The organism is Providencia vermicola (genome assembly GCF_020381325.1).
Taxonomy (GTDB): Bacteria; Pseudomonadota; Gammaproteobacteria; order Enterobacterales; family Enterobacteriaceae; genus Providencia; species Providencia vermicola.
In genome coordinates, this window is record NZ_JAGSPI010000001.1 from 133,573 (window position 1) to 149,985 (window position 16,413).

General features: G+C 38.4%; 10 protein-coding genes and 1 tRNA gene. 6 read left to right on the forward strand and 5 right to left on the reverse strand.

Annotated features, from left to right (window positions below; genetic code table 11):
* Positions 1 to 4: 4 nt before the first annotated feature.
* From dsrB to mgtA, 3 genes are all read left to right on the forward strand, one after another.
* Complete coding sequence (gene dsrB / locus KDJ85_RS00570) at positions 5 to 193, forward strand: protein DsrB (protein WP_206086736.1); 189 nt, start codon at positions 5 to 7, stop codon at positions 191 to 193.
* Between the two features lie 425 nt (positions 194 to 618).
* On the forward strand, positions 619 to 1,317 hold the full coding sequence (locus KDJ85_RS00575) for an MgtC family protein (RefSeq protein WP_219249123.1): 699 nt from the start codon (positions 619 to 621) through the stop codon (positions 1,315 to 1,317).
* Between the two features lie 148 nt (positions 1,318 to 1,465).
* Positions 1,466 to 4,168 (forward strand): magnesium-translocating P-type ATPase, encoded by a 2,703-nt coding sequence (gene mgtA / locus KDJ85_RS00580; protein WP_263974608.1) that lies wholly within the window; start codon positions 1,466 to 1,468, stop codon positions 4,166 to 4,168.
* 51 nt (positions 4,169 to 4,219) lie between these two features.
* Here the strand turns inward: mgtA and KDJ85_RS00585 are convergent, their stop codons facing one another.
* On the reverse strand, positions 4,220 to 4,945 hold the full coding sequence (locus KDJ85_RS00585) for a hypothetical protein (protein WP_225817977.1): 726 nt from the start codon (positions 4,943 to 4,945) through the stop codon (positions 4,220 to 4,222).
* Positions 4,946 to 5,124: 179 nt separating this feature from the next.
* Positions 5,125 to 5,433: a DUF5339 domain-containing protein gene (locus tag KDJ85_RS00590; RefSeq protein WP_102139566.1), complete on the reverse strand. Its 309-nt coding sequence runs from the start codon at positions 5,431 to 5,433 to the stop codon at positions 5,125 to 5,127.
* Positions 5,434 to 6,458: 1,025 nt separating this feature from the next.
* On the opposite strand from KDJ85_RS00590, the gene fliZ reads away from it, so the two are divergent.
* Positions 6,459 to 6,974 (forward strand): flagella biosynthesis regulatory protein FliZ, encoded by a 516-nt coding sequence (fliZ, locus tag KDJ85_RS00595; RefSeq protein WP_206086740.1) that lies wholly within the window; start codon positions 6,459 to 6,461, stop codon positions 6,972 to 6,974.
* A 208-nt stretch (positions 6,975 to 7,182) separates the two neighbouring features.
* Here the strand turns inward: fliZ and putA are convergent, their stop codons facing one another.
* Positions 7,183 to 11,166: a trifunctional transcriptional regulator/proline dehydrogenase/L-glutamate gamma-semialdehyde dehydrogenase gene (putA, locus tag KDJ85_RS00600; protein WP_225817979.1), complete on the reverse strand. Its 3,984-nt coding sequence runs from the start codon at positions 11,164 to 11,166 to the stop codon at positions 7,183 to 7,185.
* A 498-nt stretch (positions 11,167 to 11,664) separates the two neighbouring features.
* Here putA and putP point away from each other — a divergent pair, with 498 nt between their 5' ends.
* The gene (gene putP, locus KDJ85_RS00605) at positions 11,665 to 13,149 is read left to right on the forward strand and encodes a sodium/proline symporter PutP (protein WP_225817980.1); all 1,485 of its coding nucleotides are present in this window, start codon (positions 11,665 to 11,667) and stop codon (positions 13,147 to 13,149) included.
* An 86-nt stretch (positions 13,150 to 13,235) separates the two neighbouring features.
* Here the strand turns inward: putP and cycA are convergent, their stop codons facing one another.
* Complete coding sequence (cycA, locus tag KDJ85_RS00610) at positions 13,236 to 14,636, reverse strand: D-serine/D-alanine/glycine transporter (protein ID WP_206086742.1); 1,401 nt, start codon at positions 14,634 to 14,636, stop codon at positions 13,236 to 13,238.
* 255 nt (positions 14,637 to 14,891) lie between these two features.
* Here cycA and KDJ85_RS00615 point away from each other — a divergent pair.
* Positions 14,892 to 14,967: transfer RNA gene (locus tag KDJ85_RS00615), tRNA-Lys, on the forward strand.
* A 439-nt stretch (positions 14,968 to 15,406) separates the two neighbouring features.
* Here the strand turns inward: KDJ85_RS00615 and KDJ85_RS00620 are convergent.
* Positions 15,407 to 15,865, reverse strand: a complete 459-nt coding sequence (locus tag KDJ85_RS00620; protein WP_225817982.1) for a type II toxin-antitoxin system HicB family antitoxin — start codon at positions 15,863 to 15,865, stop codon at positions 15,407 to 15,409.
* Positions 15,866 to 16,413 lie beyond the last annotated feature (548 nt).

The following is a 16,413-nucleotide window of genomic DNA, read 5'->3' on the forward strand; positions in this document are numbered from 1 at the left end:
TGTCATGAATATTAATGATCGTGTTTATGTGAAAACAGATGGGCAAGAGCGACGAGAAGGAACAATATTACTTATCGAACCTTTTAATGAAGGTGTGATGTATTTAATTGCATTACCTGATTACCCTGAAGGTATTTGGTTTTTTAATGAAAAAGAAGGCAACGAAGGCACGTTTGTCACATTAATTGAATAATAGTTTTTTAATTAATTTCAAATTTATTAAAAATTTGTTCTTTACTTCGTAAATTAGCCCACCTATACTCCACCCATCAATTATTTAGGAGATTATTACTTGGACAGTCAGAGTTGGAATAAAAACTTAATTTAACGGCAAGCCAGTAATCGTCTTTTCTTTTCACTGCTTGCCACAAAGGCGGGCGGTGTCTGATGTATCCCATCATACATACACCTTTATATTGTACACAAAGTATTATTCTATATTTAATTAATAGCTTATTACTATTGTATTGAGTGTGTATCATGTTTGTATATTTTTATTCTCTATTTCCTCCAGGCAATAGCTAATTATTCTTGAATCTTTATTGATTCAAATTATGGCTATGTGCTTTTTATTAAGCATATAAAAGATTATCCAAATTATTTTTTGGAGGAATTATTATGCTTTTTACTCCTGATATTTTAAATCTTGTCTCGGCAATGTGCCTCGGTGCTTTAATTGGTGCTGAGCGCCAATGGCGTCAGCGTATGGCGGGGCTGAGAACCAATGCATTAGTTGCAACGGGCGCTGCTGTCTTTATTTTAAGTTCTGTCACGACATCACCTGATAGCCCCGGTCGTATTGCTGCACAAGTGGTTTCAGGGATTGGTTTTCTGGGTGCGGGTGTCATCATGCGTGAAGGTATGAATATTCGAGGCCTGAATACAGCGGCAACGTTATGGTGTTCCGCAGGGATTGGCGTGTTATGTGGGTTGGGGCAATATTCACTCGCATTGATGGCTACCTTATTGATTTTATGTGCAAACATTTTATTGCGAGAAGCGGCTTCACGCATCAATAAGCAGCCCCAAGTTCAAGCCTTAGATGTTGAACAACGTTATAAAATCCGCGTTATGTGCCATCAAGAAGATGAGATTTTAGTTAGAACCCTTATTTTACAAGCTATTAATGGGTTACATATTCGGCTGCAATCGTTAAGTAGTGCTGACACATTAAAAACAGAACAACTTGAGGTTTGTGCTGAATTTTTGGCAACACCCGCTGAGCAAAAAGAGATTGAAGCATTAGTTTGCAGAATCAGTCTTGAGCAAAGCGTAAGTGCTATCAATTGGAAAGTGGCATCAGAGCTTCCGGCCTGAATGCAAAAAATTAACTCACTATAGGAGCCGAAATGGACGATCACCCTCCGTCATGGAGCCGAAACTTGGAGCTATCCAACTGATATAATATCCTTATTTTCAGTTGGATAGCGTAAAAATACACAAGTGTTGTATTAGAGACAACGTTATGACTGAAATAAGACACCAACGCAAAAGCGTTAAAGCGCCTGCACGGCAAAAATTTATTGTTGGCGAGCAAGCGAGTAAAAATATTGAGCAAGTGCTAAATGAGTATCAAACCAATTTATTAGGCCTAGCAGACAATGAAGCGATGGATCGCTTAGTGACTGAGGGTGAAAATGAGGTTGCTCATGAAAAAGCCCCTCCAGCTTGGAAGCAGCTGCTTTCATCATTTAAAAATCCATTTATTTTTGTTCTGATTGTGTTGGCGTTAGTCAGCTTTTTCACGGACTATCTGATCCCTGAGCGCCAAGGGGAAGAGACAGATTTAACGGGTGTTATCATTATTGTTACGATGGTTCTGCTAAGTGGTTTATTACGTTTTTGGCAGGAATATCGGACGAATAAAGCCGCTGAAGCGCTCAAATCTTTGGTTAGAACGACGGCAACGGTGTTTCGTCGGGACAATAAAACAGGGCGTTCAATTCGTAAAGAAGTGCCAATTAAATGCCTAGTTCCTGGGGATATTGTTCTTTTATCCGCGGGAGATATGGTTCCTGCCGATTTAAAACTCGTTGAGTCGAGAGACTTATTTATTAGCCAAGCGATTTTAACCGGTGAATCTATCCCTGTAGAGAAATATGACACACTAGGGGATGTTTCCGCCAAAAGCCTTGATCCTGTATCGCCCACTGAAAATGAATTACTTGAAATATCAAATATTTGCTTAATGGGTACTAACGTCACCAGCGGAACGGCTCGCGGTATCGTGGTGGCAACGGGTGGGAAAACCTATTTAGGTTCGCTAGCAAAATCAATCGTTGGTAGTCGAGCACAAACCTCTTTTGACAAGGGGGTAAACAGTGTCAGCTGGCTATTGATCCGTTTTATGCTAGTTATGGTTCCAATTGTCTTATTGATTAATGGATTTACAAAAGGTGATTGGTTCGAAGCAACGTTGTTTTCTTTAGCTGTTGCTGTAGGGTTAACTCCTGAAATGCTTCCAATGATCGTCAGTTCAAATTTGGCGAAAGGGGCAATTGCAATGTCTAAGCACAAAGTGATTGTCAAAAGGTTGAATGCTATCCAAAACTTTGGCGCAATGGATGTGCTTTGCACCGATAAAACGGGAACGTTAACGCAAGATAGGATCATTTTAGAGCATTATCTTGATAGTAATGGTGAGAAAAATAGTAAAATTCTGCAACTCGCGTGGCTGAATAGTTTCCATCAAAGTGGTGCCAAAAATATGATGGATCAGGCCATTATTCGCCGCGGAAGAGGAAATAGTGAGGTTGAACAATTAAAAGCGTTCCAGAAAATTGATGAGTTACCATTCGATTTTATCCGACGAAAATTATCAGTAACGGTAAGGACGCCAGAGGGAAATGCGTTACTTATCTGTAAAGGTGCTGCTGAAGAAATGCTCGCTGTTTGTCAAAGTTATCAACAAAATGGTGAATCTCAGGTTTTAGATGAGCAAGCAAGAGCAAGAGTCACAGAGTTAGTGAGTGATTACAACCGACAAGGATTTCGGGTACTGTTGCTAGCGACACGAGCATTAAATGAACATGAAGCTAGCCTGCCATTATCTGCTCAAGCGGAGCAACAACTTGAGCTACAAGGTATTTTAACTTTCTTGGATCCCGCTAAAGAAAGTGCGATTTCTGCAATCGCGGCGCTGCGTGAAAATGGTGTCACCGTCAAAGTATTGACTGGCGATAATGCCATCATTACGGAAAAAATCTGCCACGATGTTGGGCTAAATATCAGTGAAACCATGACGGGTTTGGAAGTTGAAGCGTTGTCTGATGAAGAGTTGAGCCAAAAAGTTGAGCAGGTTTCCGTCTTTTGTAAATTGACGCCATTGCAAAAATCCCGAATTTTAAAAAGATTACAGGCAAATGGACATACTGTCGGCTTTTTAGGGGACGGAATTAATGATGCGCCGGCGCTTCGTGATGCTGATGTGGGGATTTCCGTTGATACGGGTACTGACATCGCAAAAGAATCAGCGGATATCATCTTACTTGAAAAAGATTTAATGGTATTAGAGCAGGGAGTTATTAAAGGACGGGAAACTTTTGGTAATATTATCAAATACCTGAATATGACAGCGAGCTCTAACTTCGGGAATGTGTTCTCCGTATTAATTGCTAGTGCATTTATTCCGTTCTTACCCATGTTAGCGATCCATTTGCTCGTACAAAATTTGCTGTACGATATTTCCCAACTGGCATTACCTTGGGACAAAATGGACAAAGAGTTCTTAAAACGCCCTCGTAAATGGGATGCGAAAAATATTGGTCGCTTTATGATTTGGATTGGGCCAACCTCATCTATTTTCGATATCACCACGTTTGCTTTGATGTGGTATGTATTCCAAGCAAATAGTGTGGCTCATGAAGCATTGTTCCAATCAGGTTGGTTTGTTGAAGGGTTATTATCACAAACCTTGGTTGTTCATATGTTAAGAACACAAAAAATACCCTTTATTCAAAGCACAGCGGCACTACCTGTGATGCTAACAACGGGGTTAATCATGGCATTAGGCTTATATATCCCGTTTTCATCATTTGGAACCATGATTGGGTTACAACCATTACCAATTGAGTATTTCCCTTGGTTAGCATTAACATTAGTGAGCTACTGTATTGTCGCACAATTGATGAAACAATTTTATATCAAGCGCTTTGGTACATGGCTATAACATATTGATAAATTAATAAAAAGAAGAACCAAGGAAGGTTCTCCTTTTGAATTATACCGCTGTTCCTTCTGTCCTTAAGATATAGTAATCAATTTTTTTGCAATGATATTGGGATAGTTTATTTTCTAATATATGGCGTGTGCTTTGTGCTGCGCTTTCTCTAATTTTGCCAAAATCAATATCAGGATAAAAGTCCTTACAGACGGTATCATTGATCAGCTCGACAACATATTTTGTTGTTGCCTTGCGATCTGCGTTTATTATGTCTAAGTTTGTGGCTATCTTTTCTATATCTATATCTATCTTTAAATGTTGGATTGCTTTGTCTACATTTGGATCATATTGAATACGTTGCCTAATAAAGGATTGAGATGCGTTGAGTAGTATGTCCGACTCTTGGAGGCCGCAATAGCGTTGTACATTTTTAAAAATAACACCTTTATCTTCCGAATTTATAACAGCTAGTTTTTTTTGGGGATCAGCCAAATACATGGCTTGAATTTCATCAATCACACTATTAATTGCACTGAATATTTGAATTTTTCTTTCTTCCTCTTTAAACGTTTCATAGTCAGTTTTTGCAGAAATATGATCTTTAAGCTTACTGAGTAGGTTATGTGTGTCCAACTCAATGTGTTTATGATTAAAACAGAGTTTAATACATGGGCTATTGGTGTTTTTAATACTCTTGATTAATCTGTTAAATTTACTGCATGTTTTTATGATATTGCTGAATGAGAAGGGGGTTTTAACGATAGTATTGACAGATATGCTCATCATATATTCCTTAGTGTTTTGAATTTTTTAATTCTATAAGTTAGAGGAAAGGGATGCTTGCAAAAATCTATGGGTGAGACTAATACGTCTGGAAAGATGTGATCATTTTTTACATAAAAAAAGAGCCACAAATGGGCCCTTTCTTGGAAAACTGCAGTATTCTAAAATAATCTAAGCGATTACAGACCTAAAGCTGTTTTCATTTGTTTCATTGCATCAATACCTTGTTGGCAAGCTTTATCTTGCTGGTCTTTAGGCAGTGCAGCAACTTGTTTTTTACCTTCTTCTAGTTGACCTTTCATAGCATCTAACTGAGCTTTTGCTTGTGGGTTTTCTGACGCTTTAGCAATTAAGCTATCAACTTCAGCGAAGTAAGCATTACAAGTTTCAGTTGCACCAGCAACTTCACCTTTTTTCTCTTCTTCTGAACAAGCAGTGATTGTCAGTGCCAATAAACCCATACCACAAGCTAAAATTAACTTTTTCATAATCAACCTTATTAAAATTATTTATTTATATAGCAAATGAAGTATATAAGAGAAGTTTTTAATATCAAATGTAACTAATCCTAAAATAATATTTTAATTAGTAATTATAAAAATAACTATGTTAGTGAATAATATTGCACTATGAAGTATGAGTAGTTGGATTATTTATTATTTATGGGGAATTCATTAAAAATCACAGTATTAACCACTATTTAAAAGAAAGTATTCATTATTGGCGCAATACTGCCTCGATTAAGATAAAACTAAAAGAGTAAAGATTGGCATTAAGTTGAAATGGATAACTTCTGTAAAGTTATTTCTCATTGAGAAATAAGACTCTGAAAAGTGTGATATAGAACGAAATAAAATCAATTAAAACCCATATAACACTTTTAATACTATTTATAACATTTTTGTATATAGGGTTGGGTGTTTAAAAATAGTTATAAAGTGTAATAAAAAGTTTACAAAAACTGAATGACGCTAAACTATGAGATATTTTAAGCATTAATATCTGTACATTTAAGATGCAATAATAGATGAAAAAGGTGAGCAACTTCACATATTTGTCAATTAATTCTTTGAATATCTATAATATTGATTTTTAAATCAAATTTTCTTTGTACGAAGATAGGATAATCAGGTAAAGTCTGGGCTCTTGGTCTGTCTAATGAATAATTTCCTTTATAAGGTTCGTTAACGCTATGTGTATAGAGTTAACAAAATTTAAGTTAATTAGGTTGACGCTAAATCAAATTCGTACCAAAATTGACTCACCTTAGAAATTCGCCAAAGAGCGATAGACGGGGTAAAATATTTTCCATAAAGGGCAATAATTTTTCTTACATTACATTCTTAGGAGGATCATTCTCCTAAAGAAAAAGTGAGAAAATAATATACGGGTTTACCCGTATTTAAATGCAACATAGCAGACATTCTATTAATGCTATGGGCATAACAAGTATGTAACTCGGTTTATCTTGTTACAATTTTATTTTTAGACTTACACACAGGGCTTTACCATTATGTCTGCTTCTATTGTAAAGAAACGGCCTCTGAGTCGTTACATCAAAGATTTTAAACACAGCCAAACTCATTGTGCACATTGCCACAAAACTCTTGATCGTATCTCTTTGGTTTTCAACGATGACATCTTAAATAAAGAAGCTATCGCTGATATGACTGAATTGGTTGATGAAGGAACTTGGGGAGAGCTGCAAGGTAAATTTACTGCACTTTGTCGTTTTTGTAGTGAGATTTACTGCAATAGCAATACTGATTATTTTGATATTATGTCATTTAAACAGTATTTATTCTTACAGACTGAGATGAGCCACAGTACCGTTCGTGAGTATGTTGTTCGCTTACGCCGTTTAGATGAGTTGTTATCTTCTTCTAATTTTTCAATGAAAGAATTTACTGCAAGTAAAGTTCAAGAACAATTAAGCGAAAAAATGACAGACTCAGCATTTAGTAATTACAATATTGCATTACGTAAATATGAACAATATTTATTCTGGGAATCAGAAAAAGTGCAGTAATAAGAATAGGGTAGATAACCTACTTTGTGGTTAATCAATATCTATTCATTAATAAATTGGTGTCCTATGGGCACCTTTTGCGTTTTTAGCGGTTTAAAATAAATATCTAACCTGAATAAAACACGAAAGATTAATTATATGAAAATAATTGAAAAGAAAAATGAAGAGGCCTGACTTCAATTATTAATGAAATCAGGCCTTATTGTATTTAACCGATGGTCATCAAGCTTGCATTCCCCCCCGCAGCAGCGGTATTGACACTCAATGAACGTTCGTGAACAAGTCGTTCTATTAACAAGTTCGTCTCGCCACGTTCAAAACCTTGAACAGAGATAATTGGCCCTTTACGTTCAGCGATAACTGCACAAACTTCTTTTAACTGATCGCTATCCCCATGGTAAATAACACCTTCAATTGGCTCTTTAGAACCCTGCCATTGCTTGGTGATTGAGATGGTTTTTCGGACTTTCTCAGGAAGCAGTTTAAATAGTTTTTGGTGAGTTTCGCTATCAGGCCAAAGGGATTGGCAACCTGCCGCTAGAACCCCTGCCAGCTGAATTAAGCAGTCATTTTCATTGTCACTAATACATAAAACCAAGCCACGAGGACGTAATGTATAGGTGTTTTTTTCACCTGTAGGACCAGGTAAAAGTCGAGTTGTTCCCGCTTGAGTATAACGCGTAAATTGTTCGAGAACGGATTGGGCAATAGGTGCCTGCTGTTTTTCTACCCATGCAGTAAAGGCGTCGAAAGGCGCAAGTAATTCGGCCCGTGCACTAGCATCCATTGGTAAGTGTTCATCTTGACGTGCAAGCGTATTCGTCACGGCATTCTCTGGTCGTTCACTTAATAAACGGTAGAGATATAACGGCCCGCCTGCTTTTGGTCCAGTACCTGATAACCCTTCACCACCAAATGGTTGCACGCCGACCACTGCGCCAACCATATTTCGGTTGACATATAAGTTGCCAACTTTGGCTTTGCTGACGACTTGGTTGATGGTTTCATCAATACGGGTATGAACACCTAAAGTTAAGCCGTAACCCGCTGCATTGATTTGCTCAACGAGCATATCAAGCTCATCACGTTTGAAACGAACCACATGAAGAACAGGGCCAAAAATTTCTCTTTTCAGCTCGCTAATATTTTCCAACTCAATTAATGTTGGCTTAACATAAGTGCCCTCATGTTGTTCTTTTGTATCATCAGAATGATCAAATGCGGCTTGGAAAATAGGTTTTCCTTTGCTACGCATTTGTTGAATATGTTGATCAATATTATCTTTCGCTTCACGGTCAATTACTGGGCCGATATCGGTGGAAAGGTGTTCTGGGTTCCCCATGCGACATTCTTCCATAGCGCCTTTCAACATACGTATGGTTCTATCGGCAACATCTTCTTGAACACAAAGTATACGTAATGCGGAGCAACGTTGGCCTGCACTATCAAATGCAGAAGCAACCACATCTGTGACGACTTGCTCTGTTAATGCGGAAGAGTCGACGATCATGGCGTTTAATCCGCCAGTTTCTGCGATTAACGGGGTAGGGCGGCCTTGGGCATCTAAGCGACCAGCAATATTGCGTTGCAATAACCCCGCGACTTCTGTTGAACCCGTAAACATGACGCCACGAACACGTTTATCACCAACTAACTGGGCTCCGATAGTTTCTCCTTTACCAGGTAAAAATTGCAATACATCACGCGGGATACCCGCTTGGTGAAGAATTGAAACGGCAATGGCACCGACAAGTGGTGTTTGTTCTGCTGGCTTGGCTAGTACAGTATTTCCCGCAGCGAGTGCAGCAGCAATTTGTCCAGAGAAAATAGCAAGTGGGAAGTTCCAAGGGCTGATACACACCACAGGTCCTAATGGACGATGGGTATTATTATCAAAGTCATTTTTGACTTGTGTCGCATAATAATTCAAGAAATCTACCGCTTCACGGACTTCTGCGATGGCATTGGAATAGGTTTTGCCTGCTTCACGAACCAAGACATCGAGTAGTGGTTGCAACTGCTGCTCCATGAGATCGGCTGCGCGTAATAAAATAGCGGCACGTTCTGATGGTGGGGTTGCAAACCAAATTGTGCCTGCGTCATTGGCGATATTTAACGCATGATCGGCTTCTTGTTCTGTCGTTTCACGAACATGACCCACAATATCTTTATGGCATGCAGGATTGAGGATTGCTTGAGCTTCTGGAAGCTTATCTTTTGTGGAGAACTCGCCACCTAATAAAGGCTCTGCTAGCTTAGGCTGGATAGCCGCGCTGAGCAGTGCGCTTGATAAAGAAGCTAAACGATGCTCATTCGACAGGTCGAGGCCCATAGAGTTAACTCGTTCATTGCCGTATAAATCACGTGGGAGAGCGATCTTAGGGTGAGGTAAACCGATTTGGCCTTCTGTTTTAGATAGCTCAAGTACATCTTTCACAGGATCTGCGACTAATTCATCTAACGGAATAGTTGCATCAGCAATACGATTAACAAATGAAGTATTTGCGCCATTTTCTAATAAGCGGCGAACTAAATAAGCTAATAACGTTTCATGGGTACCAACAGGGGCATAGATACGGCATGGACGATTAAGTTTCCCATCTGCCACTTTCCCGACGACTTGCTCATACAGTGGTTCACCCATCCCATGCAAGCATTGAAACTCGTACTGGCCTGGGTAGTAATTTTTACCTGCAATTTGGTAGATAGCTGAGAGGGTATGTGCGTTGTGCGTTGCGAATTGTGGGTAAATTAAATTTGGTACAGACAATAATTTGCGAGCACAAGCAATGTATGAAACATCGGTGTACACCTTACGGGTATAGACTGGATAACCCTCTAAACCATCAATTTGTGCACGTTTAATTTCGCTATCCCAATAAGCACCTTTAACTAGACGGATCATTAAACGACGTTGGCTGCGTTCTGCTAAATTGATAATGTAATCAATCACAAATGGGCAGCGTTTTTGATAAGCTTGAATAACAAAGCCAATTCCATTCCAGCCTGCAAGTTGTGGCTCGAAACACAGTTTTTCGAGTAAATCTAATGAGATTTCTAAGCGATCAGCCTCTTCTGCATCAATATTAATCCCTACGTCATACTGATGTGCTTGTAATACAAGAGAAAGTAGGCGTGGGTACAGCTCATCCATAACGCGTGAATATTGTGCTCGGCTATAGCGAGGGTGCAGGGCTGATAGTTTTATTGAAATACCAGGGCCTTCATAAATACCACGTCCATTTGATGCTTTACCGATAGCATGGATCGCTTGTTGGTATGACACCATGTAATCTTGGGCGTCTTTTTCTGTTAACGCAGCTTCTCCTAACATATCATAGGAATAGCGGAAGCCTTTGTCTTCTAACTTACGTGCGTTCGCTAAGGCTTGGGAAATAGTTTCGCCTGTAACAAATTGTTCCCCCATCAAACGCATCGCCATGTCTACGCCTTTACGTACTAGTGGCTCGCCACTTTTACTGATAATGCGGTTTAATGAGGTCGACAGTTTAGCTTCGTTGTGGGTAGAAACTAGCTTACCTGTAAATAATAAGCCCCACGTTGCAGCATTCACAAACATTGAGCTGCTTTGCCCTAGGTGAGATTGCCAATTTCCGTTACTGATTTTGTCACGAATTAATGCATCGCGAGTGGCTTTATCAGGGATACGCAATAAGGCCTCGGCTAAACACATTAATGCCACACCTTCTTGGGACGAAAGTGAAAACTCTTGCAGCAACCCTTGTACTAACCCTGAACGACCTACACCATTTTTTTGATTGCGTAATTTTTCTGCAATAGAGTAAGCCAGTTTATGTGCAGCCTCTGCCTGCTCCGTTGGCAGTTGTGCTTGTTGTAATAACATTGGTACAGCTTGCGTTTCTGGGATGCGATAAGCGGAAGTAATTGAAGAGCGTTTTACTGATTGTGGTAAAATATGCTCTGCAAAATCTAAAAATGGCTGATAATTAGATTCTACTGTGGTGTCTTCTTCTCCTGTCTGATTTTCTTTTGCATCGATACCGGCGGATAACTCAGGAATGATTTGGTTATTGTCGAGTTGTTCTAGGTAATTATAAATAGCTTGCTTGATAAGCCAGTGCGATGTGCGATCCAGTCGTTGAGCTGCATTTTTAATGCGTTCACGAGTTGCTTCATCAAGTCTCACACCCATAGTTGTCGTGCTACTCATCTTAATTCCTCTAGTTGACAGGTCGTCATAATCGAAAAGTTACACAACATTATCTTAATGTTGCAACTTTGTGCAACATTGTTAAGTGAGATTTCTGAGGGAAATGTGAAACATGTCGGGTTTTTTGGTTATTAATCATATTAATGAAATCTATGATTATTTATTTTATATATTTTTCATATGGTTATAACCATGTCGTTATTGAGGGAATAATTAAACAATTATTTTGAAATTTGACTTAAAATTTTAACATTTGTGATATGGATTCTATTTATGGAATAAAAAATAGTTAATTTCTTGTTAATTTAATATGAGTCTGACTAGGATGGGGTCACTAAGATATTAAGTTAGTGCAACACAAACAATCACAACCTATTTGGTATGCACGAAGATAAATTAAAGATGTGCAATAAAGTGCAACACCATGAAGTTACAAGTTATCAACGGCAATTCATATAAAGATAACTACATTATTAAGCTACTCAATGGAGAATATAGATGACTGTAAGCACTCCGATGATTGTCACGTTCATCGTATATATTACTGGCATGTTATTAATTGGCTATTTAGCCTATCGCTCAACAAAAAACTTTGATGATTATATTCTCGGAGGACGAAGTTTAGGTAGTGTGGTGACCGCATTATCAGCGGGTGCATCAGATATGAGCGGTTGGTTACTGATGGGGTTACCTGGCGCGATTTTTATCGCAGGTATTTCTGAAAGTTGGATTGCAATCGGATTAACGCTAGGGGCTTATTTTAACTGGTTATTCGTAGCAGGTCGCTTACGTTTGCAAACAGAAAAAAATAATAATGCCTTGACGCTACCAGATTATTTTACCAGCCGTTTTGAGGACAGTAGTAAAATCTTACGGATTATTTCTGCCATTGTTATCTTAGTTTTCTTCACCATTTATTGTGCATCAGGTGTTGTTGCAGGTGGATTATTGTTCGAAAGTACATTCCATATTAGCTACGAAAAAGCGATGTGGTTAGGGGCATTAGCCACTATTGCTTATACATTCTTAGGGGGCTTTTTAGCCGTGAGCTGGACAGATACGGTTCAAGCTTCGTTAATGATTTTTGCTCTGATCCTCACGCCAATTGTCGTTATTTTATCTATGGGTGGCATAGATACCTCTATTGAAGTGATAAAAGCGAAAAACCCTGAATACCTTGATATGTTCAAGGGGATGAATTTTATTGCAATTCTGTCTTTACTTGGTTGGGGTTTAGGCTATTTTGGGCAACCTCATATTTTAGCACGCTTTATGGCGGCAGATTCACACCAAACAATCCACTCCGCAAGGCGCATTAGCATGACGTGGATGGTGTTATGCTTAGGCGGTACTATTGCCGTTGGCTTCTTTGGTATCGGTTATTTCGAAATGAACCCAAGTGTAGCTGGGGCTGTCACGCAGAATAACGAACGTATTTTCATGGAATTAGCGGCGATATTATTTAATCCATGGATAGCAGGTGTGCTACTTTCTGCAATTTTAGCCGCAGTAATGAGTACTTTAAGTTGCCAATTATTAGTGTGTGCAAGTGCATTGACCGAAGATCTCTACAAGCCGTTTATTCGTAAAACAGCGAGCCAAAAAGAGTTAGTGTGGGTCGGGCGTTTTATGGTGCTGCTAGTTGCGGCTATTGCTATCTATATCGCCCGTGATCCAAATAACAAAGTATTAGGGTTAGTGAGCAATGCATGGGCGGGGTTTGGCGCTGCGTTTGGTCCTGTTGTTTTGATGTCTGTGCTTTGGAAGCGTATGACACGCACAGGTGCTCTGGCGGGTATGTTGGTGGGCGCTATAACCGTATTAGTTTGGATGCAATACAAATGGTTTGCATTGTATGAAATTATTCCTGGCTTTATCTTTGCAACTATCGCGATTGTCGTGGTGAGTTTAATGACTAAAGCGCCAAGTGCAGAAGCACAAGAACGTTTCGAACAAGCGGAAGCGGAATATAAAGCAAAGTAATAGTTGTTATCTTGAGATGAACGATTAAGAAGGCCGAACTGTTAAATAGGTTCGGCCTTTTTTATTGGAGGATAGCGAAATGGTGTTTAATGTGTTTTACGACGTTTCACAATTTGGTAGCCAATAAGCAGCACAATGAACCAGATGGGGGTTGCGATTAAGGCTTGTCTTGTATCGTGTTGGAATGCGAGTAAGACAATCATAAAAGCAAAAAATGCTAAGCTAACCCAGGACATAATAATCCCCGCAGGCATTTTATAATGGGAGGCTTTATGCATTTCTGGGCGCTTACGACGAAAGTTGAGGTAACTATATAAAATCATGCTCCAAATAAACATGAATAAGATAGCGGATACTGTAGTCACTAAGGTGAACGCATGCATGATATCAGGAATAAAATAGATGAGCACAATACCAAAACTGAGGCATATACAGGTGAAAATTAACCCTGTTGCAGGCACGGCTTTTTTCGATAACTGACTAAATTTCTTCGGTGCATCACCTTCTTTAGACAAACCAAACAACATACGGCTGGTGGAAAATACACCACTGTTTGCGGATGAAGCGGCTGATGTTAGCACCACAAAGTTAACGATACTGGCCGCTGCAGGAAGACTGATTAACACAAACATTTCAACAAATGGGCTTTTATCTGCCAAAATTGTCCGCCAAGGTGTTACGGCCATAATCACAATAAGTGATAAAACATAGAAGGCAATGATGCGAATTGGGATTGCATTGATGGCTTTTGGTAGCGATTTTTCAGGATCGCGGGTTTCAGCGGCTGCGGTACCGACTAATTCAATCCCAACAAATGCAAATATCGCAATTTGGAAGCCTGCAAAGAAACCACTTATTCCCATAGGGAACATTCCACCATCATTCCAAATGTTACTCAATGATGCAGTATGGCCTGTAGGCGATTGGAAATTCATCGCAATAAGCGTTCCGCCTACTGCAATTAAGGCAATAATGGCGACAATTTTTATCATCGCAAACCAAAACTCAAGCTCACCAAAAAGCTTAACGGACACTAAATTTAGTGTGAGTAGGGTGATGACACAAATAAATGAAGTCACCCATTCAGGAAAATCGGGTACCCAGAAACTGACATAGGAGGTAATGGCAATAATATCTGCGATACCAGTGATCACCCAACAGAACCAATATGTCCAGCCGACGAAAAAACCTGCCCATGGCCCGATAAGGTCAGCAGAAAAGTCGCTGAAGGATTTATAGTTAAGGTTAGAGAGTAGAAGTTCACCCATTGCTCGCATAACAAAAAATAGTACGAAGCCAATTATCATGTATACGAATATAATCGATGGCCCTGCAAGAGAGATGGTTTTCCCTGACCCCATGAATAGACCCGTTCCAATTGCGCCGCCAATTGCAATAAGTTGAATATGGCGGTTACTAAGGCTTCGTTTTAACTGATTACGATCAGCGGAGTGCTGAGCTGGGTTTGAAGTTGTATTTTCTTCCATACTGTAAAGTGTCCGTAGTAGTTTGTTATAATTGACCACAGTATTTTTTTATTTGTGTGGTTATGTTTGCGTGAAATATTGTGACATAAATCTCAATTAGAGTAAGGAAAACTTACTTTGTTGAAATCGAAGTGCTGCTTATTCAATCTACCATTAGCGTTAATTTAACATTCAATACTAAAAATTAACTTACACAATAAAAATAGCAGAATAATATTGACTGTAGCAATTGATAGGCGTTAAATATTTTGCACTGGGTTGTTAGCTCAGTTGGCAGAGTAGGCGACTCTTAATCGCTCGGTCTGGGGTTCGAACCCCCAACAACCCACCAGAATTAAGCTGTATTATCAGTATAGTAAGCCACTTTTAAAGAGTGGCTTATTGCTTTTTATGATGCAAAAAAACTATTTATTATTGCCTTCGAAACAATTTCTCTTTTTTACTCAAATTCATCTTGAATAAGCTTTGAGCCAGTCTGATTTACCTGACTCTAAGTTGAGTAATCAAAACACAGAGAGAGCATTGAGTATATGTAATGTATGTCAAAGTTCTATTTGTTAAATAAATGTATCACTAACAAATTAAAAGAAAATTGATTGAACAGTATTTTTCTGAAATGAATAAGTATCGATAAAAAAGCAATGATCAAAAAATAATAAATAGGCTGTTAAAACAGCCAATAAGGTAATAAAAAAAGGAGGCTCAATATGTTAATCTGCTTAATCTGAAATAAACAGACCAATAACCTATTGTGGTGCAGGTAAGTAATGCTATTCATGTTGCGACCTTTTTTTCACAGTTACTTTAGCTTCATAATCTAATAGGTACAAAGCCTGTTCTAGCATCTCAATTTTTGACGCGTAGTGAACATCGAGTAAGCGTTCTATTTGTTGCGCATTAATATTCATTTTTCTAGCTAAATCAACACGTAAAGTTTTAGTGTCTAACATTGCATTATGTAGGGCGACTTTGAGGCAGACTAAAATAGGCAAGTATACTGGGAATGCACTTTCTGCACTTTCTGCACTTTCTGTACGTTCTTGCGGTAGTGGAATTGCTTTTCTTGACGTCACTAATTCAGATAACGTTGCCAGTAAAACCTCTTCGGCTTCCAATTCAACATCATCTTTGCAAAAAGTGACGCCTTGAATATCTGGAAAATCATAAAAATTGATTTCAAATGCACCTTCTTCTTCAACAAATTCAGCATTGGCAAAATAAGTAAACATACCTTTCCTTTTATAGTTGGTATTAAAAGCCGCTAGTATAAAGTAAATCTAAGAGAGCTTCAGTCAAACCTGTATGCAGAATAAGCGAGATTATAGGTGAGTAAGATGGCTTATTGAGCTCGATGATATCAAGATGTTCATTTTGTGATCTTGTAGGCGTAAATGTATCTATAACAACATAGTTTTATTTAGAAACTATTTGGAAATAAAGAAACTAAATGTGAACAAAGTCTCAATTCTTATAATCTTTTTTCTCAAATAGACATACTTCATTTTGTTGAATTTGTACTCGAAAAGCTAACTGAATTATTTTAACTAAAATCAACTCATTCCAATTATATGTGTTCACCAACTAAGCAAATTTACTTAAGTTAAATTAGCATTAAGCTGGATTTGTTAAAATAAAAGTATATAGTAATCAATGGTTATAATAACCTATTGTTATTATGTTTTTAACGTGCCAATGTAAAACCCTAAACAAATTAAGTAAAAATACAAATTAAAATACAAGATGTCAGCACTGTTTTATTCTTATTTTTAATGAGATA